Genomic DNA, 21,234 nt, shown 5'->3' with positions numbered 1-21,234 from the left:
CTCCTCGCTGCGTCGGCGACCGCTCATTCCCGGTAGTGGATCGCCAGATCGGTGCGCCCGGGGTGGACATCCTCGCGCAGTGCGCGGGACTGGCGCCCATAGTCGCCGTCCAGCAGCCGGCGGAAGGGGCGGGGGCGTTCGGAGGACAGGCCGGCGATCCGCTTGGCCAGGCGCTCCGCCTGCTCCTCCCGCCCCTGCGGGCCGATGCCGTCCGCGTCGTAGACCACGTGCAGGTCCAGCGTCTCGATCCCCACGTACCACAGCGCCCCGTGCGTCAGCGGGAACAGCAGCGATTCGATGTCGCCGCTGACGCCCCGCGGCCCCAGGGTGCGGGGATCGTCGCCGGCGGTGACGATGACCAGTGCCTTCCGGCCCAGCAGCCGTCCGTCGCCGTACCGGCGCGGAAGCCCCGTGGCCTCGTCGAGGTCGCCCTGGGCGAACCCGGTCTGCAGCACCCGGTCGATCCAGCCCTTCAGCATCGCCGGCGGCCCGTACCACCAGAGCGGGAACTGCAGCACAAGCAGCTCGGCGGCAGCCAGCCGCTCCTGCTCGCGGCGCACCTCGGGCAGCACTTCCCCGCGGGCGTAGGCGTCGCCGGTCAGCTCGGCGAGGTTGCCGGGAGTGCCGCCGAGGCTGCCCAGATCCCGGTCGCTGAGCGCCGGGTCGAAGCCGTCGGCGTAGAGGTCGGAGACGGTCACCGCGTACTGCTCGGACAGCGCGGAGCTGCCGGCCTGGAGCAGGTGCTGGTTGAGCGAGTCGCGCCGCGGGTGCGTGTAGACCCAGTGGGCGGTGCCCGGTGTCGGTTCATGGCGGAAGTTCATGCCTCCATCAGACCGGGTTGCGGCGAGACGGAGAATCATCAGAAGTCTCATGAGGATAATCCAGCGTCTAAGCTGGCGCCGTGGATACCTTGACCGACGTCCTCAACCACATCCGGTCGTCCGGAGCGCTGCTGGGCCGGACGCTGGCGAATCCGCCGTGGACCGCCGCGTTCGCGGAACGCGCCTCGCTGTCCCTGGTCACCATGCTGCGCGGCGCGGCGTGGATCGCGGACGGTGGTGCGGCGTACCGGCTCGCGCCCCGCGACATCGCCGTCGTCGTGGGGCCGGAGCCCTTCGAGGTGACCAGCGACCCCGAAGCGCGCCCCGTGCCCCTGTACATCCAGCTGGAGGACGGCGTCTGCGTCGACGGCGCCGGGCACGCCGGTGACAGCATCGCGCTGGGCACCCGCACCTGCGGCGAAGAGCTGGACGCCGACGACGCGATGCTCACCGGGTCCTTCACCGTCACCGGACGCGTCGCCGACCGCCTGCTGAGCGCGCTGCCGCGCGTGCTCGTGGTTCCGGCCGCCGCCCAGCGCACCGCCGCGCTGCAGCTCCTGGAGGCCGAGGTGCTCCGCGAGGAGCCCGGGCAGCAGGCCATCCTGGACCGGCTGCTGGACCTGGTGCTGATCGGCGCGCTGCGGGACTGGTTCGCCCTGCCCGATGTGCGGGCCCCCGGGTGGTACCGGGCGAGCTCGGACCCGGTGGTGGGGACCGCCCTCGCGGCGATCCACAACGCGCCGCACCACCCGTGGACGATCGAGCTGCTGGCCCGGCAGGCCCACGTCTCGCGCGCCACCCTGGCCCGCCGGTTCACCGGGCTGCTGGGTGAGCCGCCGATGTCCTACCTGGCCAGCTGGCGGCTGTGCGTGGCCGCCGACCTCTTCGAACGCGACGACAGCACCAGCACCGTCGAATCCGTCGCCCGCCAGGTCGGCTATTCCAGCGGCTACGCCCTGAGCGCGGCGTTCCAACGCGAATACGGCATCCGCCCCAGCCAGTACCGCCGCGCCACCGCGGCCGGGCGTCCCGCTCCCCGCGCAGCGGCCGCCCCCGCCCGATAGCGGCCGCCACCCAGCGGGCGCGCCGCGGTCAGCGGGACAGGGCCGCGGGATCGAGGCGGAGGTCCCTGGGCGCGGGGGACTAGCGCTTGCGGATCCCGTCCAGCAGGTAGGCGGTACGGCGGTCGTAGTCCTCGCGGGGCGGCCGCCCGCCGTGCTTGAGGGCGAGGGCGCCGTCTTCGAAGAGCGCCTGCAGGTCGCCCGCAGTGAACTCCGGCCGCAGTGCGCCGGAGGCGCGCGCCGCGGCGACGAACTCGTCGTTGGCCGCGCTGCCGGCCCGGCAGATCTCCATGAGCTGCGCCGCGTCCGGATACGCCTGCACCAGCACGTCGTTGACGGCGGGCTGGCGGTACTGGAGGTCGCGGAGCGCGGTGACGTAGTAGGCGATCCGCTCGCCGGCGTCGCCGACGGCCCGGGCGCGGGCGATGACGGCGAACAGCTCCGCCGCCACGACCTCCTCGATGACCGCCTCGATCAGGCCGATCCGGCCGCCGAAGCGGTTGAAGACGGTGGCTTTGCTGACCCCCGCCGCCTCGGCGACCTCCTCCAGCGGCACCGTCAGGCCCCGCCCCTGGAAGGCGCCGATCGCGGCGGAGCGGATCTGCTCGGAGTTGCGCCGGGCGTCGGCGCGCAGACCGGCCTCCGGCGGCACTGCACTGGCCAAGGTACCCACTCCTTCTGCCCGCCCGGAATTTGACTCTCTTGGTCAGGTTACCTACCGTTGCCGCCAGGCAGGAAGTTGACCTAATTGGTCAGTTTATATACCCGCCCGCCACCAGCACTGATGCGGTGCGGGCGACAGGAAAGGATGCGGACATGATCGTTGTCGCTGGCGCCACCGGTGCCCTGAACGGAGCCACCGTCGACCACCTCCTCGCGCGCCTGCCCGCCGGCCAGATCGGCGTCAGCGTCCGCGACCCCGCCAAGGCGCGGCGCTTCGCCGACCGCGGCGTCCGGGTGCGGCGGGGCTCCTACGAGGACCCGGCCGCGCTGCGCGACTCCTTCGCCGGCGCCGAACAGGTACTCCTGGTGTCCGGCAACGACCCCGCCGCCGACGTGGCGGGGCTGCACCGCAACGCCGTCGAGGCCGCCGTCGACGCGGGTGCGCAGCGGATCCTCTACACGAGCCAGCAGGGCGCCGTCCCCGGCAGCCCGTACCGGCCCACCGAGATCCACGTCGCCACCGAGGCCTACCTCGCCGAGTCCGGAGTCGCGTGGACCGCACTGCGCAACGGCGCCTACGGCGAGGTGGACCAGCTGCTCGGCCCGTGGCAGCGGACCGGAGAGATCGCCCAGCCCGAAGACGGCCCGGTCCCCTACACCGACCGGGCCGACATCGCCGAGGCCGCAGCGGTCATCCTCGCCGGCGACCGCTCCTTCGACGGGCCGGTCGCCCTCACCGCGCCGACCGCCCTCACCTTCGGCGATTTCGCCGCGATCGCCTCAGACCTCACCGGCCGCACCGTCAGGCGCACCGTCGTGGACGACGAGGCATGGCTCGCCGGGCAGGCCGCGGCCGGTGTCCCGCAGGAGGCGGCCCAGCTCATGCTCGGCTGGTACCAGGCCAGCCGCGCCGGCTACTTCGCGGAAGCGGGTCCGCTGCTCGCCGAGCTCCTCGGCCGCGCGCCGCGCAGCGCCGCCGAGCGGCTCGCGGACCGCATCGCCGCCTGAACCGCGCGCGGGGGCGCCCGTCCGCGGGCCCGGGGGCGTCATCGGCCGGCGCCCCCGGGCCCGAGTTGCCGCCGCGGAATGCGAAGTGCGGCGCCTCGGCCCCACCGTGCGGCCGGCAGGGGCGCTGGGGAAGTACTTCGGCGGGCGAAAGCAGCTGCTGCGCCGCAGGTCGAGCGCTAGTGGGTACGAACGTACATACTCGGTGTAGCGTGGCTGCCATGGCGGACCACTGTGCGGGCGGCGGCACCCTCGACGGCCCGGATGCGGATGCCGCGGTGAGCGGCCGGCCGGTCCGAGTGCTCCGGGCGGCGGGGGAGTGCGATGGCCACCGCTGAGACCGCGCCCGGTACCCGCCGCGGGCGGCGCAACGATCCCGACCGGCGCGACCGGATCATCGACGCCTGCCTGGACGTCATCGCCGAGGCGGGTGTGGCGGGCACGTCGCACCGCAGGGTCGCGGAGGCGGCCGGGGTGCCCCTGGGGTCGATGACCTACCACTTCACCGGCATCGGCGAACTCCTCCACGAGGCGTTCACCCGCTTCGCGACGGCCGTCAGCGACCGGTTCGAGCGGCGCATGGCGGCCGCGCCCGACACGGCCGCCGCGCGGGAGGCGGTCACCGCGATCATCCTCGACGACGTCTTCGGCAGCACGCGGGAGCTCGTCCTGACCCACGAGCTCTACACCCTCGCTGCCCGGGACCCCGGCTACCGGACGCTGACCGCTGCGTGGATGGCGCGCAGCCGCGCCGCCCTCGAGCGCCACTTCACCCCCGAGACCGCCCGCTTGCTCGACGCCCTCATCGAAGGGCTCACCATCCACCGCGCCCTCGACGTCGACCCCCGGGACCGCAGCGAGGTCGTCCGCGCGGTCGCCCGCATCACCGCGTAAGCCCGCCGCAGCACCTGCACGCCCGCTGCGGCCACGCGGCGGCCATCCCTGGAAAGGACACGTGCGCACGCATGCGTACCCGCCAGACCCTGACTGCTTCGCAGGCCGACCGACGCGCGCGCGGCGCGGTCGCGGCGCTGTTCCTCACCAACGGCGCACTGTTCGCGAACATCCTGCCCCGCTATCCGGAGATCAAGGCCGAGCTCGGGCTCAGCAACGCCGTCTACGGGCTCTCCGTGGCGTCGTTCCCCGTCGGGGCTATCGCCGCCGGGCTCGCCGCCGGCGCGCTCATCCGCCGGTTCGGCTCCGGGAAGCTCGCCGTCCTCGGCACGGTCCTCACCAGCCTCGGCCTGCTCGCGGCCGGGCTTGCGCCCACCGTGTACATCTTCGCCCTGGGGCTGCTGTTCGCCGGGGCGATGGACTCGGTCACCGACGTCGCGCAGAACGCCCACGGGCTGCGCGTGCAGCGCCGCTACCGGCGCTCGATCATCAATTCCTTCCACGCCGTGTGGTCCATCGGCGCCGTCCTCGGCGGCTCCATGGCCGCCGGCGCAATCGCGCTGGGCCTGCCGATCGGCCTGCACCTCACGGTCTCGGCCGCCGCCTTCTCGACCGTGTCGCTCGTTGCGCTGCGGTTCCTCCTGCCCGGCCGCGACGACGAAACCGAGGAGGCCGCCCCGGCCGGCCCCGGCGAATCGCCCGCCCGCGTGCGTGCGGGCGCCGGTTCGCGCACGGTGCTCATCCTCGTCGCCCTGGTGGTCATCGCGATGGCCGGGACCCTCGTGGAGGACGCGGGCAACTCCTGGGCCGCGCTCTATCTGACTTCGCTGGGCGCCCCCGCCGCGCTCGCCGCCACCGGCTTCATCGCCCTGGTGGGCGCGCAGTTCGTCGGGCGCTTCCTCGGCGACCGCCTGGTGGACCGCTTCGGCCAGCGCGCCGTCGCCCGTGCCGGCGGGCTCATCGCCGCGGCCGGAATGGGAACCGCCCTCGCCTTCCCGACCGTGCCCGGCACCGTCCTCGGATTCGCCGCCGCCGGGCTCGGCGTCGCCACCCTCGTCCCCGCCGCGATGCACGAGGCGGACGAACTCCCCGGCCTGCGCCACGGCACCGGCCTGACCGTCGTCTCCTGGCTGATGCGCCTCGGCTTCCTGCTCTCGCCCCCGCTCGTCGGCATGATCGCCGACGCCGCCAGCCTGCGTATCGGACTGCTCCTCGTGCCTGCCGCCGGCATCGCCGTCGTCGTCCTGGCCGGCGTCCTCCAGAAGCGCCTGGACGCGGTTCCCGCGGTTTCCCTGGATTCCCAGCCGTCGCGGAGCGGCGCCCCCGACTGACCGGCGGTGCCGCCGCGGGCGGGAGGCGCTCTCGGAAGAAGCAGGAACCCGAAGTCCTCCGCCGCGCAGCGCCAGCGTCAGCACCGCCGGGCGGGAAGGGCGCCGCGAGGTCTCACCAGCCGGCGTCGGGGAAGCGGAGTCGGATCGCGGGCCGGGCGGCTTGCAGGACCGTGTCGAACCAGACGGAGAAGGAGGACTGGGCGGTGTGGCGGACAAGTCCGGCGGGAGAGGTGAAGGCGGTCTCGGCGACCTCGCAGGGGTCGGGGCGGAGCGGGCCGTCGACCACGCCGACGAACAGGTGGTTGAACTCCCTCTCCACCAGCCCCGAGCGCGGGTCGGTGAGGCAGTAGCTGACCGTGCCGGCCTCGGCGAGTGCGGCGGGGGCGGCCCCGAGCTCTTCGGCGGTCCTGCGGGCCGCCGCGGCGAGCGGTGCCTCCCCCGGGGCGGGGTGGCCGCAGCAGGAGTTCGACCAGACCCCGGGGGAGTGGTACTTCTCCGCCGCCCTGCGCTGGAGCAGCAGGGCCCCGTCGGCGCTGAACAGGAACACCGAGAACGCGCGGTGCAGGTGCCCCGGCGGCTGGTGGGCCGCGAGCTTCTCGGCTGCGGCCGTCGCGGCCCCCTGCGGGTCGACGAGTTCCACCATGGTCGGTGCGTCCTGCACTGCGGCTCCCTGAAGTGCGGCGATGGGCCGGGACGCGGACGCTATCAGCCGGTGGGCCCCCGGCGTGGCGCGGCGCGGAAACTGCCGGTCCCGAGAGTCGCAATACGGCGGCTGCGGGCGCGGCGCGACCCCCTGGTTGCGGACAGTGATTGAGAATCAACGGGTAGCAGCCAGCGGTCCGCGGCCCCGGATCCCAGGAGAGAGTGAGGACTCGTGTGCGCCCCAGCGTTCCAGAAGCCGCCGTGAGCACCGCGGCCGCCGCAGCCGAAACCGGCCGGTCCGCCGGGGCCGAGCAGCAGGAGGCCGTCGCCTACGTCACCGGCCACCTCGACGGCTTCGTCCGCCGCCACCGCGGGGAGTTGGCCCGGGTCGATCCGGACTTCGCCGCCGAGGTCGTCGACCGCCTGCACCGTTTCGTGCTCGGCGGGGGCAAGCGGACCCGCCCCGCCTTCGCCTGGTGGGGCTGGCGGGCCGCCGGCGGGGACCCCTCCGGCCCCCGTGCCCGCGCCGTCCTGCGGGCTGCCGCCGGGCTCGAGCTGGTCCAGGCGTTCGCGCTGCTCCAAGACGACGTCATGGACGGCGCACAGCTGCGCCGGGGGTCGGCGGCGGTCCACGTCCGCTTCGCCCAGGACCACCGGGCCGGACGATGGCGCGGCGACGCCGCGCGCTACGGCGCCTCCGCCGCGATCCTGGCCGCCGACCTCGCCCTGGTCTGGGCCGAGGAGATGCTGACCGACGCCCTCGCGCCCTACCCGGAGGCCCTGCAGCGCGTCCGCGCCCCCTGGCGCAGCCTGCACAGCGAGATGGTGGTCGGGCAGTTCCTCGACCTGCGCACGCAGGCGCGCGGCGACGCTTCCGTCGCCGCCCCGATGCGCATCAACCGGCTCAAGACCGCCGCCTACAGCGTGGAGCGCCCCCTGCAGATCGGCGCTGCCGCCGCGGACGCCGGCACCGCCGTCGTGCGGGCCCTGCGCAGCTACGGCGCGCTGGTCGGTTCCGCCTACCAGCTCCGCGACGACCTGCTCGACCTGTACGGCGCCCCGGAGCAGACCGGGAAACCGCTGGGCGGAGACCTCCGCGAAGGCAAGCGGACCCTGATCGTGGCCGTCGGGCTGCGCGAGGCCGGCCGGCGCGGCGATGCCGAGGCAGCTGCCCGGATCGAGGCGGCCCTCGGCGATGCCGCGCTCACCGAGGACGGGGTGCGCGCCGTCGCCCGCCTGCTCGAGGGCCTCGGCGCCAGATCGGCCGTCGAACGGCGGCTCGCGGGCCTGGCGGAGCGCGGCGTCCGCAGCCTGGACCGGGTCCCGATCACCGCCGCTGCGCGCGACCAGCTGGGCCGGCTCGCCCGGTCCGCCGCGGTACGGGCGCGGTGATGCCCGCAGCCCCCGATCCTGCACCGCGGCCCCTGCGGCCCCGGTCCGTCTGCGAGGAGCCCAACCCGTGACAACCGCACTGCGCACCGTCCCGGGGCGCACCGACCACGTCGTCGTGGTGGGCGCCGGCGCCTCCGGGCTCGCCGCGGCCCTGCACCTGCTCGGCGCCGGGCGGTCCGTCACCGTCCTGGAGCGCGACGCCCACCCCGGCGGGCGCGCGGGACACGAGGACATCGGCGGTTTCCGCCTCGACACCGGCCCCACCGTACTGACCATGCCGGACCTGATCGACGACGCCCTGGCGGCCGTGGGGGATTCTGTCGAGCGGCGCCTGGACCTCGTCCGCCTCGACCCGGCCTACCGCGCCCGCTTCGCCGACGGGTCGGCCATCAACGTGCACACCGACGCCGCGGCGATGGCCGAGGAGGTCGCCCGCACCGCCGGCCCGCGCGATGCGCGCGGCTACCTGCGCCTGCGCTCCTGGCTGACCCGCCTCTACCGGCTGCAGATGCGCTCCTTCATCGACGCCAACTTCGACTCGCCGCTGCAGCTGCTCACCCCGCAGCTGGCGCGGCTCGCAGCGGCAGGGGGACTCGGCCGCCTCGCCCCGGCGATCGGGCGCTTCGTCAGCGACGAGCGCCTGCGGCGGATCTTCTCCTTCCAGGCGCTGTACGCGGGCGTGCCGCCCCAGCAGGCCCTGGCGGCGTACGCGGTCATCGCCTACATGGACACCGTCGCCGGCGTCTACTTCCCCCGCGGCGGAATGCGGGAGCTGGGCCGGGCCCTGGCCGCCGCCGTCGCCGACGCCGGCGGCCGCCTGCACTTCGGCCAGGAGGTGCGCCGCCTGGAGCGCCGCGGCGACACCGTGACCGCCGCCATCACCGCCGACGGAGCGCGCCACGCCTGCGATGCGGTGGTACTCACCCCCGACCTGCCGGTCGCCTACCGACTCCTGGGCCGCACCCCGTGGCGCCCGGTACCGCTGCGCTTCTCGCCGTCGGCGGTCGTACTGCACCTGGGCACCGACCGCCGCTGGGACACCGAGGCCCACCACACGCTGTCCTTCGGCCGAGCCTGGAAGAAGACCTTCTCCCAGGTCTGCCGCGAAGGCGCGGTGATGAGCGACCCCTCCCTGCTCATCACCCGGCCCACCGCCACCGACCCGCGGCTGGCCCCCGACGGCGCGGACCTGCTCTCCGTCCTCGCCCCCTGCCCGAACCTGCGCACCGGACGGATCGACTGGGAGCACCGCGCCCAGCCCTACCGCGACCATCTGGTGGACACGCTCGAGCGGCGCGGCTGGAGCGGCCTGGGCGTCTCCATCACCGCCGAGCGCATGATCACGCCGCAGGACTGGTCGCGCAAGGGGATGGCCTTCGGGACCCCCTTCGCCACCGCGCACACCTTCGCCCAGACCGGGCCCTTCCGCCCGCGCAACACCGTCGCGGGCACCGCGAACGCCGTGCTGGCCGGGTGCGGGACCACGCCGGGGGTCGGGCTGCCCACAGCCCTGGTCTCCGGGAAGCTGGCCGCCGCCCGCGTGGCCGGCGCCGAGGCCGTAGGGAGAGGAAGCCGATGACGGGAACGGTCCCCGAGCTCGACGCCGCCGGGATCACCGGGAGCCGGCTGCGCCGGGACTACGCGCACAGCCGCGCGCTGCACGCGCGCCACGGGCGCACCTATTTCCTGGCCACCCGGGTCCTTCCGCCGGGACGCCGGCCGGCGATCCACGCCCTGTACGGGTTCGCCCGCTGGGTCGACGACCTGGTCGACGAGCCCGATCCGCACCGCTCCGCCGACCAGACCGCCGCCCTGATCGACCGGGTCGAAGCGGAGCTGGAAACGGCACTCTCCGGAGGGCACGCAGAGTTCGCGCAGGTGCGGGCGCTGGCCGACACGGCCCAGCGCTACGCGATCCCCCCGGCCCACTTCACCGCGTTCCTCGGCTCGATGCGCGCTGACCTGAGCGTCACCGGATACGCCGACTACGCCGCGCTGGACGCGTACATGTACGGCTCGGCCGCGGTGATCGGCCTGCAGGTCCTGCCGGTCCTGGGAACGGTGGTGCCCCGCGACCGGGCCGAGCCGCCGGCCGCTGCCCTGGGGACCGCGTTCCAGCTCACCAACTTCCTGCGCGACCTCGGCGAAGACCTCGACCGCGGCCGCCTCTACCTGCCCGCCGACGTGCTGGGGCGCCACGGCGTCGACCGCGCTCTGCTGCTCCGCTGCCGGACCGAGGGCGCAGGCGACCCGCGGGTGCGCGCCGCCCTGGCCGAACTGGTCGGCCTCAACCGCTCCCTGTACGCCGCGGCCGAACCGGGGTGCGCCATGCTTGCTCCCGCCTCGCGGCCCTGCGTGGAGACCGCGCTGCGCCTCTACCGCGGCATCCTGGACGAGATCGAGCAGGCCGACTACGACGTCTGGTCGCGGCGCCACCGCGTCGGCAGCGGCCGCCGGCTGGGCGTGGCCCTCGCCGCCATCGGCAAGGGCCTGGGGAACCGGGCCCCCTTCCCGGAGGATCCGTCCGCATCCGAGGCCGCCGTACGCCCCGCCGCCCGGCCGGCGCGGCTGCCGCTGCGCCGGCTGCCCGCGACCGCCTGGGAGCGCCAGTGCCCGACCTGGCGCGAAGCGGCTCCCCGGGTCATCGGTGCCGCGCTCGACCGCGCTCTCGCGCGCCCGTCGGGCAACTGGTTCGTGCTGGCCGCCAGCAGCGAGGTTCGGAGCGGCCGGCCCTTCGGCCGCGTGATCGCCGGAGCCGAGGTCGTGGCCTGGCGCGACGCCCAGGGCGGACTGCAGGCGGCACCGGGGGCCTGCCCGCACCTGGGAGCGCCGCTGTGCCGGGGCGCCGTCTCCTCCGGTGCCCTGGTCTGCCGGTGGCACGGACTTTCCCTGGGGCCCGAGGGCTTTCCCGGGTGGCAGCCCTACCCCGCCTTCGACGACGGCGTACTGGCGTGGGTGCGCCTGGACGAGGCGGGCGGCGAAGAACCCCTTCCGCGGCCGGTCCTGCCGGAGCGCCCGTCCGGCACCGCGACGCTGGCCGCCGTGGAGAGCCTCGCCGGCCGCTGCGAGCCCGCCGACATCGTGGCCAACCGCCTCGACCCCTGGCACGGCTCGTGGTTCCACCCCTACTCCTTCGTGGGGCTGCGCGTGGTCGAGACGCCGCAGGGCAGCGCCCCCGACCCCGACCGCATGGTGGCGGAAGTGGCGTTCAAGGTCGCCGGCCGGTGGGGCGTGCCGGTCCGCGCCGCCTTCAGCTGCCCCGAGCCGCGCACCGTGGCCATGCACATCATCGAGGGGGAGGGCGCAGGGAGCGTGGTGGAGACCCACGCGACGCCGCTCGGGGTGCGCGACGGGGTACCGTCGACGGCCGTCATCGAGGCCACCGTCGCCGCCTCCGACCGCACCGGGTTCGCCCTGGCCGCCCGCGCGGCCCCGGCGGTGCGGCCCTTCATGCGGGCTGCCGCGCGGCGCCTGTGGCGCGATGACCTGGCCTATGCCGAGCGGCGCTACGCGCTGCGCGCCGCAGGGCGCTGGCCGGGCTGATCAGCCGCGCGCCCGCCGCGCCAGCGCCCGCATCGGGGCCCAGCGCCCGCGCCGCGGCACGCTCCACAGCTGATGTCCGGCCAGCCCCCACCGGGACAGCAGGCTGTTGGCGGCCATCACGCCGCTGGTCGCGGCGCGTTCCATCAGCGCCACCGGAAGGTCGACCCGCACGTGGTCCCCAGCAACGGCCACCCAGGGATCGGAGGTGGACACCGCGAGCCGCTCCCGGTACCCACCGGGAGGGAACAGCGCGCAGTCGTCGCGCAGCTCGTGGCGCTCGTCCACCACCCCGGCCCGCGCCGTCTCCGGGAAGACCCGGTGCAGCTGCCCGATCAGCCGCCCGCGCTCCCGCTCCAACGAGCAGTCCTCGGGCAGGGCGTAGGCGTGCAGCTCGACCACCGAGCCGCCGGTGCGGCGGGCCCAGCCGGCGGCCTCGTCCTCGAAGCGCTCCAGCACGCTGATGTTGTCCAGCGTGGGATAGCCGGCCGTGCCCAGGAACGCGGGCCTCCCGGGGTGCACCGGCCGGTCCAGCCAGAGCCGGCTGACCAGGAACGGCGGGGCGCTCGGCAGCGCGCGGGCCCGCCGCCGCCACTCCGCATTGCCCAGCTCGGGGGAGCGGGCGGCGAGCGTGCGCAGTCCGGGCACGTCGGCGGCCAGGACGACGGCGTCGAAGTCCTCGGCCCCGCCCCCTGCGGCGTGCACGGTGAAGCGGCGGCCGCGGCCGCGCGCGACGTGTTCGACGGGTGCGTTCAGGCGCTGGCGCACCCCGTGCCGGGCGAGGTAGCGGGACCAGGGGGCCCAGAGGGCCTGGGGGAAGGGGGCGTTGGCGACGTCGAAGAGCAGCCCTTCGGCGGAGCCCAGGAAGTACAGGTGGAACATCACCGCGAGCTCGGCTGCGGAGAGGCGTTCGGGCGCGGCGAAGAAGCTGCGGGAGAACACCTCGAAGGCCAGGTGCCGCGCGCGGGGCGGGAACCGGACGGCCTCCAGCAGCTCCGGGGCCGAACGGCCGTCCAGCCTGCGGTAGATGCCGGGCACGTCCACGTCCAGCAGCTGCACTGCGGCGGCAGTGTTGACCGCGGCCAGTTCCCGCAGCGGGAAGCTGGGGCTGCGGGCGGCGAGCGCGAAGGCGTTCAGCGGCGGCCGGGCAGGCAGCCCCGCGAAGCTGTCCTGCGGCCCGTCGGCGTGGACCAGCGGGTAGTCGGGCAGCGGGCTCAGGCAGTCCAGTTCCGGATCGAACCGCGCCAGCAGGGCGCGCAGGTTGTAGTACTGGCGGAAGAAGGCGTGGAAGCCGCGGCTCATCGTGGCCGCGCTGCCGTCGGCCAGCGTCGTCGGCCAACCCTGGAGGCGCCCGCCCAGCCCGGCCTCGCGCTCGAAGACGGTGACGGACACCCCGCGTTCGGCCAGAGCGGTGGCCGCGGCCAGGCCGGCGATGCCGCCGCCCACCACCGCAGTCCGCACGCCGCGCGGAGGCCCGACCGCGCGCGGCGCCGGTGCGGCGATGCGCTCGGCGAGCGGATCGGCCGGCACTCGCGTCACCGGGCCGGCCGGTGCGGGGCCCGGCCGGTGAAGGTGTGGACGATTCCGCGCTGCCAGCCGGTCAGATCCAGCGTGCGCACGTTCTCCAGCCCGGCCGAGCGCAGCCGGCGGCGCAGCCGCTGTGCGCCGTCGAAGTGCAGCACGCTGCGCCAGAGGTAGCGGAACAGGTCAGAGCGCCCGGTCAAGGCGCGGCCCAGCGGGATGATGATGCTCCAGCACACCGCCGACCACACGCCGCGCGCCACCGCGGAGTCGGCGACCGAGTACTCGTGGACGACCAGGCGGCCGCCCGGCGCGAGCAGCCCGCGGATCGCGGCCAGGGCGGCATCGGGGTCGGGGCAGTTGCGCAGCAGGTAGGCAGCGAAGACGGCGTCGGCGGGCCCGCCGACGTGTGCGGCCGCCACCTCCTCGGCGCGGGCGTGCACGAACCGGATCCCGGGCCGCCACGTCTTGGCGCGGGCGCGGGCGAGCATGCCCGCCGAGGCGTCCACGCCGACGATCTCGGCTCCGGGGAAGGCCCGCGCCAGCGCCGCGGTCGAGGCCCCGGTTCCGCACCCCAGGTCGAGGATGCGCAGGCCGGCCCCTCCGCCGGGCAGCTGCAGCCGCGCCGCCGAGACGCGGAGATGGCGGTGGTAGCCCGGGTTGGCCGCCACAAGGCGGTCATAGGAGTCCGCGGCATGGTCGAACTCCCCGGTGACCGGCCCGGACTTCATCGCCTCCGCCGAATCGCCCATCATCCCCCCAACATGAACCCGGCGCCGCAACGCCGTGCCATGCTAGCCCGCATGAGCTCATTCGACGTGCTCATCGTCGGCGCGGGCGCGGCTGGCCTGTCCCTGGCACTGGCAGCCGGGGGACTGGCCCTGCCCGGCGGGCGCGCGCCCGAGATCGGGCTGGTCGAGCCTCCCGCAGGCGGTCCCCGCGCCCCGGACCGGACCTGGTGCTACTGGGAGCGCGGCCCCGGGCCCTGGGACGGCCTGCTGGCCGCGCGGTGGGAGAAGCTCGCCGTTCGCGGGCCGGAGGGCGCCACCGTGGCGGGCCCCATCGCTCCGCACTCCTACAAGATGCTGCGCTCCCGCGATTTCGAGGACCACGTCCGCTCCCGGCTGCCCGCCAACGTCGAGCCGGTCACCGCCACCGCCTCCCGCATCGACGACGGCGCCGAGCACGCCGCGGTGCAGGCCGAACGCGCGGACGGCACGCAGGTCCGCCTGCGCGCCCGGTGGGTGTTCGACACCCGCCCGGCGCCGCTGCCCCGCCCCGCGCGCACCACGCTCCTGCAGCACTTCCGCGGCTGGTTCCTGCGCACCGACGCCGATGCCTTCGACGCGGAGACCGCGCTGCTGATGGACCTGCGGCTGCCCCAGCCCCGCGGCGGTGTCGCGTTCGGCTACGTGCTCCCGCTCAGCGCCCGCAGTGCCCTGGTGGAGTACACCGAATTCACCCGCACGGTCCTGGACGACGCGGGCTACACGGCTGCGCTGCGGCACTACACCGGCGACGTGCTGGGCCTGGAAGGGGCCGCTGTCACCGCGGTCGAGCAGGGCGCCATCCCGATGACCGACGGCCGCTTCATTCCCCGTGCAGGGCGCCGCGTGTTCCGCCTCGGCGCCGCGGGCGGGGCCACCCGGCCCTCCACCGGCTACACCTTCAGCGGCATCCAGCGCCAGGTCGCCGCGGTGGCGCGCGCACTGGAAGAGGGGCGCACGCCGGTGCCCCCGGTGCCGCACCGCCGCCGGCACCTGGCGATGGACGCGGTGCTGCTGCGCGCCCTGGACGCGGGGCGGGTGCGCGGCGACGCGTTCTTCGCCGGACTGTTCGCCCGCAACAGCATGGTCGACGTGCTCGACTTCCTCGACGGGCGCACCACCCTCCGCCGCGAGCTCGCCATCGGGGCGACCACGCCCGTCGCGCCCATGGCTGCCACCGTGGTCGAACGCCTGCTCGGCCGGCCCCGCTGAGGCGCCGCCCGCCCGATTCCTTGAAGGCTCGCCCCGCGCTGGGTCATACCAGCGGGCAGCGGTGCCTGGGGCGGGGCGTGTCCCGACCTCCCGGGAACGCACCGGTGCCAGCCATAGAGTGCACGAGCATCCGTTATCCTCTTGAAAATCGAGTAGATCGAGTTTCGAGGAATTGGAGTCCCGATGGTCTCGGCCACGTTCGGGCTGTTCGCCGCCTCCCACGCGGTCCTCTGCGCGGCGCTGCTCGGCGCGGCGCGAAAGCAGCGGTCCTGGTGCCTGCTGTTCGCCGGCGTGGTCGCCGCAGGGCTGGTCTACGACAACGGCATCGTCGCCCTGGGGGCCGCCATCGGCGAGGGGGCGCTTCTGGAGGGGCTGAACTACCCGCGTTTCGTGGTCCACGCCCTGTTCACGCCGCTGCTGGTGATCACCGCGGTGGGTCTGGCGCGGCGCTCCGGCGCCCCGTGGGCGCAGGGCAGGGGAGTGCACGCCGCCTTCTGCGCGGTGGCCGCCGCGCTCGTCGCCTACGGAATCGGCTTCGAGGTCGCCGGCCTGGAACTCGTGCCGCAGACCGAGGGCGACGCCCTCCGCTACTCCGGCGCCGAGGCCGCTCCGCCGGTCCCGGCCGCCGCCGCGATCCTGATCGTCATCGGGGTCGGCCTCGCCCTGGTCCGCAGAGGAGGGCTGGCGCTGCTGCTCGGCGCGGCCGCGATGTTCGCGGCGGCCGCCGCTCCCAGCGCGCCGATGGCGCTCGCCAATCTCGGCGAAGTGGCCCTGATCGCCGGATTCGCAATCACCGGAACCCGCCGGCCGCCCGCCGCGGCGCTCCGCTCCGCGCCCGGGTGAAAAATTCGAGGGGCAGCCGCCGATTTCCGCCGCCTGCGCTGGCATTTCCCAATCGGACGCGATAGTGGGATTGCCAGGTGCGGGGCGGACTGTGATACACGTTCTGTGACCCCGCGGGGGCCTTCGGTAGAGGGCTGAGATCAGGCTGGCACCGCCTGGAACCGTTGAACCTGATCCGGTTGACACCGGCGTAGGAAGCGAGGACCGCAGATGGCTGCGCGCATTCCCGAAAAGCCCCGCCCCACTGGAAATCCGGCCGGCGAACCCGACTCTGAGCGGTATGCGTCGCATTCGCTCGCCTGGGTCGAGGACTCGGAGCACGGGATCCGCGTTCCGGTCACCGAGATCGCACTCGACGACACCTCCGGGCGCCCCAACGAACCGGTCCGCGTCTACCGCACTGCCGGTCCCGGCAGCGTCCCCGAGTACGGACTGCCGCCGCTGCGCGCGCCGTGGATCGCGGCGCGCGAGGACACCGAGACCTATGCGGCGCGGGGCCGCCGGCTCGCCGACGACGGCCGCGCGGCCGCGCGGCGGGGCGCCCCGTCCCAGCAGTGGCAGGGGCGCCGCGCGGCACCGCTCCGCGCAAAGGCCGGTGGCACGGTCACCCAGATGCACTACGCGCGGCGCGGCATCGTCACCCCCGAAATGCGGTTCGTGGCACTGCGCGAGCAGTGCGACGCGGAGCTGGTCCGCAGCGAAGTCGCCGCGGGCCGGGCGATCATCCCGGCCAACGTGAACCACCCGGAGTCCGAGCCGATGATCATCGGCAAGCGGTTCCTGGTGAAGATCAACGCCAATATCGGCAACTCCGCGGTCACCAGCTCGATCGCCGAGGAGGTGGCCAAGCTCCAATGGGCCGCCAAATGGGGCGCGGACACCCTGATGGACCTGTCGACCGGAAACGACATCCACACCACCCGCGAATGGATCATCCGCAACGCGCCGATCCCGGTGGGCACGGTGCCCATCTATCAGGCGCTGGAAAAGGTCGACGGCGATGCCAATGCGCTGACCTGGGAAATCTATCGCGACACCATTATCGAGCAGTGCAAGCAGGGCGTCGACTACATGACGGTCCACGCCGGGGTGCTGCTGCGCTACGTCCCGCTGACCGCCGAACGGGTGACCGGGATCGTCTCGCGCGGCGGGTCGATCATGGCCGGCTGGTGCCTGGCCCACCACGAGGAGAACTTCCTCTACACGCGCTTCGACGAGCTCTGCGCGATCTTCGCCCGCTACGACGTCGCCTTCTCACTGGGCGACGGGCTGCGGCCCGGGTCGATCGCCGACGCCAACGACGCCGCCCAGTTCGCCGAGCTGGACACCCTAGCCGAGCTGACCCGCCGGGCGTGGACCCACGACGTCCAGGTCATGGTCGAGGGGCCGGGGCACATCCCGCTGCACCAGGTGCGGGAGAACGTCGAACGGCAGCAGGAGCTCTGCGACGGCGCCCCGTTCTACACGCTGGGGCCGCTGGTCACCGACATCGCCCCCGGCTACGACCACATCACCTCGGCGATCGGGGCCACCGAGATCGCCCGGTACGGCACCGCGATGCTGTGCTACGTCACGCCCAAGGAGCACCTCGGGCTGCCCGACCTCGACGACGTGCGCACCGGGGTGATCACCTACAAGATCGCCGCGCACGCCGCCGACATCGCCAAGGGCCACCCCGGGGCCGCGGCGCGCGACGACGCCCTGTCGAGGGCGCGGTTCGAGTTCCGCTGGCGCGACCAGTTCGCGCTGGGGCTGGACCCCGAGACGGCCGAAGCCTTCCACGACGAGACACTCCCCGCGGAACCCGCCAAGACGGCGCACTTCTGCTCGATGTGCGGGCCGAAGTTCTGCTCCATGCGGATCTCCCAGGACATCCGCGACGCCTACGGCGCCGCGGGATCCGCCGACGTCGCGGCGGGTATGCAGCAGAAGAGCCGCGAGTTCCTCGAGTCCGGCGGGCGGGTCTACCTGCCCGACCCCGCCCCGGCCGCGAGCCGGGGCGAGGCAGGGCCGCCCTAGGCGCCGCTCTCGGGCAGAGGCGCCCCGGCCCTCCTCAACGGCGTTCGTCCGCGAGGGGGCCGCAGGCGTCGACGGCCCGGCGCCACGCACGGGCGTCGTCCCACAGTGCAGCCGGGGGTTCCGCGGGCGCGAAGAGCCACATGCGCTGCTCCGCACCGGAGACCCGGCCGTCGATGACGCTGCGGGCCGGCGCGGGGACCTCGTCGCCCAACTGGTGCCAGGTGTAGTCGAGCGGGCCCAGCAGGTCCATCAGGCGCTCCTCGACGCCGCGGCCCGGGAGGACCTCGCAGAAGACCCAGGGGCGGAACGTCTCCAGGGCGGCGAGGCCCCCGGCGATGACGTCGGGCTCGGTGGTCTCGGTGTCGATCTTGACGACGGCGGGGACGGTGCCGGTGCGCGCGCACCACGCGGACAGGGTGTCCACCCGCACGCGGATCCGGCCCGCCTCGGGGCGGAACCCCGCCGCGAGGGAGTTCGACGCGTCCGAGGTCGAGGACAGCGTGAACGTGGCGCCGCCGGTGCGGTCCGCCAGCGCGAGCTCCGCCACGTCGACCGGGAGCCGGTTGGCGTCCGCGATGGCGCGCGCGGTCTCCGCGATGTGCGGCGTGGGCTCGAAGGCCCGGACCGGGCGCCGGCTGCGCGCCGCCGCGAGCAGCCCGTACACGCCCACGTTCGCGCCCACGTCCAGGACGGCCCCCGGGCCGGCGTGGTCGAGCGCGGCGAGGAAGCACGCCAGCGTCTCCGGCTCGAAGCCGGCGAGCCCGTCCTGTTCGAGCTTGCGGGGCACCCACAGTCCGGACGGAGCGGTGACGGACAGCGCCGCGGGGCCGGTGTGTCCTCCCGCGGCGCGCCGGGGGAGGGCGAGGGTGAAGCGGCGGGTATCCGGCGCCTGGTCCGGGGCGGTTCCGCCGAACCGCGCGGACAGCCCGCTGCGGGCCTTCCGCACTGCGCGCCGAAGCGCCGGGTGCCGCCGGACCAAGCCGCGGATCGGGTTCGCATCCACAGGAACTCCCGGAGTCGAGGGGCGTCTTCTGCGGGGGATCTGCGGTGCCGCGGGCACCGCGCCCCCACTCTGCCCCGGTGCCCCGGCCCAGTGCCCGCCCCGCACTGACGTTTCCGGTCCCGATCACCGAGGTGTCATCCGCTGTCCACGCAGAGTGCCGGGCGTGCCGCCGGCTGCGGGGGCGTGCGCCGGCACCCGGGGGACGCCCCCCAGGGCGGCGAGGGCCGAGGGCTCAGGGGCGCTCCGGCGGGCGGGTGGCACCCCCGATGCCGAGGGCCCCGCTCGGGCACAGGCGGACGGCTCTGCCCGCGGCCGTGCGCAGCTGCGCTGGAGGATCCGGCAGGAGGACCGCGACCAGTCCGTCGTCTCCCTGGTCGAAGACGCCGGGGGCGGTGAGGACGCAGAGCCCCGCGCTGACGCAGACGCTCGTGTCGGCGGTGATGTGCATGGCTTCCTACCAGGTGACGGGCAGCTCGTGGACGCCGTACACGAGACCGCCGTGCTTGTAGGGCAGCTCCCCGGCCGGCGCGGCGGCCTGCAGGGTGGGGATGCGGGCGAACAGGCTGGACAGGGCGATCTCCAGCTCGGCCCGGGCGAGGTTCTGCCCGAGGCACTGGTGCACGCCATAGCCGAAGGCGACGTGGTGGCGTCCGCCGCGGCCGATATCGAGCCGCTCCGGCTCGGGAAACACCCCGGGGTCGAAGTCGGCCGCGGCGAGCAGGGCGATCACCCCGTCGCCGGCGCGGATCGCGGTACCGCTGAGCTCGGTGTCTTCGGCCGCGACCCGGGAGGTGACCAGGTCGGCGATGCTGAGGTAGCGCAGCAGCTCCTCGACGGCGCCGGGGAGCAGGCCGGGGTCCGACCGCAGCGCGGACAGCTGGCCGGGGTGCTTCAGGAGCGCCAGAGTACCCAGCGCGATCATGTTGGCCGTGGTCTCGTGGCCGGCGTTGAGCAGCATCAGGCACATCATCAGCAGCTCGTCCCGGCGGAGCTCGCCGGCCGGTTCCAGCTGCTCGGCGGCGAGCCTGCTGAGCAGGTCGTCGCCTGGTGCGCGCTGCCTGCGGGTGACCAGGCCGTCCATGTAGGCGCGGAGCTCGCCCAGCGCGGACGCGAACTGCTCCGCGGTGCTCGTCCGCGACAGCGCGATCGCGCTCTTGCTCTGGAAGAACGCGTGGTCCTGGTAGGGCACCCCGAGCAGCTGGCAGATCACCAGCGACGGCACCGGGAGGGCGAACGCCTCGACCAGGTCCGCCGGCGGGCCGGCGGCGAGCAGGCCGTCGAGCTGCCGGTCGACGGCGGCCTGGATGCCGGGCCGCATCGCCTTGATCCGCTTGACGGTGAACTCCTGGATGAGCATGCGCCGGTAGAAGCCGTGCTGCGGCGGGTCCATCCGGACGAACGGCGGGTTCTGCAGGACCTGCTCCTGGCCGGGGAAGAACGCCGGGAAGCCGGGACGGGTGCCGTCGGCGCTGAACGCCGGGCTGCTCAGCACGGTGCGGACATCTTCGTACCGGGTCACCAGCCAGGCGGTGCCGCCCAGGGGCAGGGCCGCGCGGGCGACCGGAGCCTCGGCGCGCAGCCGGGCGTACTCCGGTGGCGGGGTGAACGGGCACTGCCGCGGGATCGGAAAGCTCCCGATGCCGGTGCCTGCGGTCGGGGACATCAGTCCTCCCGAATAAGTGAAGGATAACCCTCCGTTTTTCTTGTGGCGGTACGGTAACACAATCGGAGAGACTTCCTCCATATAGCGAAGGGGTGAGTGCAGGGTGGCCGAGAGCACGGACGGGCTCCGGGCGGACGCCCGCCGCAACCGCGAGCAGATCGTCGCCGCGGCCCGCGACGTCTTCCTCGAGCAGGGCGTCCACGCGCCGCTGGACGAGATCGCCCGCCGCGCCGGCGTCGGCATCGCCACCCTCTACCGACGGTTCCCCGACCGCCACGCGCTGATCTGGCAGGTCGCCCTGGACAACATGGAGGTGTTCAGCGCGGAGCTGGACCGCGCCACGGCCGAGCACGGGGCGGCGTGGCACGCGCTCATGCAGCTGGTGCGCCGCCTGGTGGAACGGAGGGTCGGCGTCTTCACACCGGTCCTGGCGCCGGAACTGGAGGAGGAGATGCGCGGCGCGGGGGGCGCCGGAACACTGAAGGAGCGGCGCAACCGGCTCCTCGAGCGGGTGGAGCAGCTGATCCGCGATGCCCAGCGGGAAGGGCGGGTCCGCCGCGGCGTGACCCCGATCGACATCGTGGTCGGCGTCGTCAAGCTGTCCCGCCCGCTGCCGGTCGTCGGCCCGGAGCTGAACGAACTCCTCATCAGCCGCCAACTGGAGCTGTTCCTCGGCTCCCTCCGCGCCGTGGACCTGGACGCCTCCGCGCCACTGGGCGAGACCCCTCTCACCCTCGACGACGTCGACCGCTACCTCGCGTCACCGGACTAGGGCGTGTCGCCCCAGGGCATACCGGGCGGGCACCTGTCCTGCCGCCCACCGCCCTGGCACGCCCCTCGATGTGTTCCCCGGGCGC

The 21,234-nt window shown here is 74.5% G+C and carries 19 protein-coding genes and 1 riboswitch; of the genes, 11 read left to right on the top strand and 8 right to left on the bottom strand.

Features of this window, described 5'->3' with window-relative positions:
• Window positions 1-23: 23 nt before the first annotated feature.
• The gene (locus tag ACYVGT_RS05430) at window positions 24-821 is read right to left on the bottom strand and encodes an NAD(P)H-dependent oxidoreductase (protein ID WP_460855294.1); all 798 of its coding nucleotides are present in this window, start codon (window positions 819-821) and stop codon (window positions 24-26) included.
• An 80-nt stretch (window positions 822-901) separates the two neighbouring features.
• Between ACYVGT_RS05430 and ACYVGT_RS05425 the strand changes: the two genes are divergently transcribed.
• Window positions 902-1,885, top strand: a complete 984-nt coding sequence (locus ACYVGT_RS05425; RefSeq protein WP_460855293.1) for an AraC family transcriptional regulator — start codon at window positions 902-904, stop codon at window positions 1,883-1,885.
• Between the two features lie 79 nt (window positions 1,886-1,964).
• Here the strand turns inward: ACYVGT_RS05425 and ACYVGT_RS05420 are convergent, their stop codons facing one another.
• On the bottom strand, window positions 1,965-2,546 hold the full coding sequence (locus ACYVGT_RS05420) for a TetR/AcrR family transcriptional regulator (RefSeq protein ID WP_460855292.1): 582 nt from the start codon (window positions 2,544-2,546) through the stop codon (window positions 1,965-1,967).
• Window positions 2,547-2,698: 152 nt separating this feature from the next.
• On the opposite strand from ACYVGT_RS05420, the gene ACYVGT_RS05415 reads away from it, so the two are divergent.
• From ACYVGT_RS05415 to ACYVGT_RS05405, 3 genes are all read left to right on the top strand, one after another.
• On the top strand, window positions 2,699-3,553 hold the full coding sequence (locus ACYVGT_RS05415) for an NAD(P)H-binding protein (protein ID WP_460855291.1): 855 nt from the start codon (window positions 2,699-2,701) through the stop codon (window positions 3,551-3,553).
• 321 nt (window positions 3,554-3,874) lie between these two features.
• Entirely contained in the window at window positions 3,875-4,444 is a 570-nt protein-coding gene (locus ACYVGT_RS05410) for a TetR/AcrR family transcriptional regulator (protein WP_460855290.1), read from the top strand.
• Between the two features lie 71 nt (window positions 4,445-4,515).
• Window positions 4,516-5,775, top strand: coding sequence for an MFS transporter (locus tag ACYVGT_RS05405; RefSeq protein ID WP_460855289.1), 1,260 nt, complete (start codon window positions 4,516-4,518; stop codon window positions 5,773-5,775).
• Between the two features lie 112 nt (window positions 5,776-5,887).
• On the opposite strand, the gene idi is transcribed toward ACYVGT_RS05405, so the two are convergent.
• Window positions 5,888-6,418 (bottom strand): isopentenyl-diphosphate Delta-isomerase, encoded by a 531-nt coding sequence (idi, locus tag ACYVGT_RS05400; RefSeq protein ID WP_460855331.1) that lies wholly within the window; start codon window positions 6,416-6,418, stop codon window positions 5,888-5,890.
• 260 nt (window positions 6,419-6,678) lie between these two features.
• On the opposite strand from idi, the gene ACYVGT_RS05395 reads away from it, so the two are divergent.
• The 3 genes from ACYVGT_RS05395 (at window position 6,679) to ACYVGT_RS05385 (ending at window position 11,352) form a co-directional block, all read left to right on the top strand.
• Window positions 6,679-7,809 carry a polyprenyl synthetase family protein gene (locus ACYVGT_RS05395; protein ID WP_460855288.1) on the top strand — a complete coding sequence of 377 codons (1,131 nt, stop codon included), beginning with the start codon at window positions 6,679-6,681 and terminating at the stop codon, window positions 7,807-7,809.
• Window positions 7,810-7,876: 67 nt separating this feature from the next.
• The gene (crtI, locus tag ACYVGT_RS05390; RefSeq protein ID WP_460855287.1) at window positions 7,877-9,388 is read left to right on the top strand and encodes a phytoene desaturase family protein; all 1,512 of its coding nucleotides are present in this window, start codon (window positions 7,877-7,879) and stop codon (window positions 9,386-9,388) included.
• The gene (locus tag ACYVGT_RS05385; RefSeq protein ID WP_460855286.1) at window positions 9,385-11,352 is read left to right on the top strand and encodes a DUF5914 domain-containing protein; all 1,968 of its coding nucleotides are present in this window, start codon (window positions 9,385-9,387) and stop codon (window positions 11,350-11,352) included. Before crtI ends, ACYVGT_RS05385 begins: the two co-directional genes overlap by 4 nt.
• Here ACYVGT_RS05385 and ACYVGT_RS05380 read toward each other — a convergent pair whose 3' ends face one another.
• On the bottom strand, window positions 11,353-12,888 hold the full coding sequence (locus ACYVGT_RS05380) for an FAD-dependent oxidoreductase (RefSeq protein ID WP_460855285.1): 1,536 nt from the start codon (window positions 12,886-12,888) through the stop codon (window positions 11,353-11,355).
• Entirely contained in the window at window positions 12,885-13,622 is a 738-nt protein-coding gene (locus tag ACYVGT_RS05375) for a class I SAM-dependent methyltransferase (protein WP_460855330.1), read from the bottom strand. Before ACYVGT_RS05375 ends, ACYVGT_RS05380 begins: the two co-directional genes overlap by 4 nt.
• A gap of 51 nt (window positions 13,623-13,673) precedes the next feature.
• On the opposite strand from ACYVGT_RS05375, the gene ACYVGT_RS05370 reads away from it, so the two are divergent.
• The 3 genes from ACYVGT_RS05370 to thiC all read left to right on the top strand — a co-directional run bounded on the left by ACYVGT_RS05370 (window position 13,674) and on the right by thiC (window position 17,711).
• A complete protein-coding gene (locus ACYVGT_RS05370; protein ID WP_460855284.1) occupies window positions 13,674-14,849 on the top strand; it encodes a lycopene cyclase family protein in 1,176 nt (391 codons plus the stop codon).
• A gap of 183 nt (window positions 14,850-15,032) precedes the next feature.
• Window positions 15,033-15,692 carry a hypothetical protein gene (locus tag ACYVGT_RS05365; RefSeq protein ID WP_460855283.1) on the top strand — a complete coding sequence of 220 codons (660 nt, stop codon included), beginning with the start codon at window positions 15,033-15,035 and terminating at the stop codon, window positions 15,690-15,692.
• Window positions 15,693-15,796: 104 nt separating this feature from the next.
• Window positions 15,797-15,907, top strand: a riboswitch (TPP riboswitch).
• On the top strand, window positions 15,903-17,711 hold the full coding sequence (gene thiC / locus ACYVGT_RS05360; RefSeq protein WP_460855282.1) for a phosphomethylpyrimidine synthase ThiC: 1,809 nt from the start codon (window positions 15,903-15,905) through the stop codon (window positions 17,709-17,711). (Overlaps the previous riboswitch by 5 nt.)
• Before the next feature lie 34 nt (window positions 17,712-17,745).
• On the opposite strand, the gene ACYVGT_RS05355 is transcribed toward thiC, so the two are convergent.
• The 3 genes from ACYVGT_RS05355 to ACYVGT_RS05345 form a co-directional block, all read right to left on the bottom strand.
• Window positions 17,746-18,714 carry an FkbM family methyltransferase gene (locus tag ACYVGT_RS05355; RefSeq protein ID WP_460855281.1) on the bottom strand — a complete coding sequence of 323 codons (969 nt, stop codon included), beginning with the start codon at window positions 18,712-18,714 and terminating at the stop codon, window positions 17,746-17,748.
• A 232-nt stretch (window positions 18,715-18,946) separates the two neighbouring features.
• Window positions 18,947-19,162 carry a ferredoxin gene (locus ACYVGT_RS05350; RefSeq protein WP_460855280.1) on the bottom strand — a complete coding sequence of 72 codons (216 nt, stop codon included), beginning with the start codon at window positions 19,160-19,162 and terminating at the stop codon, window positions 18,947-18,949.
• 6 nt (window positions 19,163-19,168) lie between these two features.
• A complete protein-coding gene (locus tag ACYVGT_RS05345) occupies window positions 19,169-20,377 on the bottom strand; it encodes a cytochrome P450 (protein ID WP_460855279.1) in 1,209 nt (402 codons plus the stop codon).
• A 103-nt stretch (window positions 20,378-20,480) separates the two neighbouring features.
• Here ACYVGT_RS05345 and ACYVGT_RS05340 point away from each other — a divergent pair, with 103 nt between their 5' ends.
• A complete protein-coding gene (locus ACYVGT_RS05340) occupies window positions 20,481-21,149 on the top strand; it encodes a TetR/AcrR family transcriptional regulator (RefSeq protein ID WP_460855278.1) in 669 nt (222 codons plus the stop codon).
• Window positions 21,150-21,234 lie beyond the last annotated feature (85 nt).

The sequence above is a fragment of the Nocardiopsis coralliicola genome (genome assembly GCF_054779695.1).
This window is presented reverse-complemented; position numbering and strand designations above follow the sequence as displayed.